Origin of the sequence: Ornithinibacter sp. (assembly GCF_035443565.1) — a bacterium.
Taxonomy (GTDB): domain Bacteria; phylum Actinomycetota; class Actinomycetes; order Actinomycetales; family Dermatophilaceae; genus Fodinibacter.
Genome location: NZ_DAORSO010000109.1, coordinates 6,502 through 7,933 on the forward strand (window position 1 = coordinate 6,502; position 1,432 = coordinate 7,933).

2 protein-coding genes are annotated in these 1,432 nt (G+C 70.7%); both read left to right on the plus strand.

Annotation, left to right across the window (positions count from 1 at the left end; all coding sequences use genetic code 11):
- The coding region (locus PLL68_RS10835; protein WP_324533972.1) for an esterase/lipase family protein at positions 1-696 on the plus strand (696 nt) is incomplete at its 5' end.
- Positions 697-700: 4 nt separating this feature from the next.
- On the plus strand, positions 701-1,432 hold a 732-nt coding region (locus tag PLL68_RS10840; protein ID WP_324533974.1), incomplete at its 3' end, for a wax ester/triacylglycerol synthase domain-containing protein.

Consider the following 1,432-nt stretch of genomic DNA (forward strand, 5'->3'; position numbering starts at 1 on the left):
CTCGAGCTGGCGAGTGCGGCGGTGCGCACGAGAGACCTGCACGAGTGGCCCCGCGGGGACGGGCACCCCGTCATCGTGCTCCCCGGCTTCCTCGCCGGCCCCGAGTCCACGGCCTTCCTGCGCAGCCACCTGCGCCGACTGGGGTACCACGTCCACGACTGGCGGCACGGCCGCAACCTCGGCGCCAGCCCGGAGCTCGCCGAAGAGCTCGAGGACCTCCTCCTCGAGATCCACGACCGCTACCAGCGCCGGGTCAGCCTCATCGGCTGGAGCGCCGGGGGCATCTACGCCCGCGAGATGGCCCGGGCCCTGCCGGACTACACCCGCTCGGTGATCACGCTCGGCAGCCCGTTCCGCGGCCACCCGGCATCCACCCGCGCGTGGCGCGTCTACCGGCTGATGAACCGCCACAACCTCGAGAAGATGTTCACCGACGAGGCCCTGGCCACCCGCGCCGCGCCGCTGAGCGTGCCGACGACGTGCATCTACTCGCGCAAAGACGGCATCGTCGCGTGGGAGTGCTGCCTGTCCGACCCCGCACCGCTGACGGAGAACGTCGAGGTCACGGCCAGCCATCTCGGCTACGGTCACGAGATGCACACGCTGCGGGTCATCTGCGACCGACTGGCCCAGCCCGAGGGGGCATGGCTGCCGTACACCGGTCACGCGCCGGCCGTGCGCGGCCGGGCGGTCTGACGTCGTGGGACGCTCTCGGTGGGCCACCCCGCTCGACGCGATCTTCCTCATGGGGGAGACCCCCGAGACCCTGATGCACGTCGCATCGCTGCTGCACTTCACCTACCCAGAGGGCGTGCGGCGCACCACGTTCCTGCGCCAGCTCGTGAACGACCTGCGGGCCGCCCCCATCGAGTCGCCGTGGTTCTACCGCCTGCAGACCCGCACCCTGATGCGCCAACCCGTGCACCGCTGGGTCGAGGACTCCGAGTTCGACATCGACTACCACGTCCGCCACTCGGCCCTGCCGAGCCCCGGCGGCGAGCGCGAACTCGGTGTCCTGGTGTCGCGACTGCACTCCAACCAGCTCGACTTCCGTCGCCCCCCGTGGGAGATGCACGTCATCGAGGGCCTGTCGGGCAACCGGTTCGCGATCTATACCAAGATTCACCATTCGCTCGTCGACGGCTTCACCGGCATGCGCATCCTCCAGCGCGGGCTGGCCACCACCCCTGACGACCTCGAGCACCCCTTCTTCTTCAGCACCCGCAAGCCATCGCGACCCGAGGGCGCCCGCCGCCAGGCCGACCCGGTGGGAGACGTCACCTCCATCCTGCGCTCGTTGGCCTCGTCGGTCGGCACCACGCCATCGGTGCTGAAGGCGCTCGTGGAGACGCAGGTCGGGCGGGGCCGCACCCCGACCAAGGCCGTGACGAGCTACCAGGCACCCGACTCGATCCTCAACTCCCGCACCGGC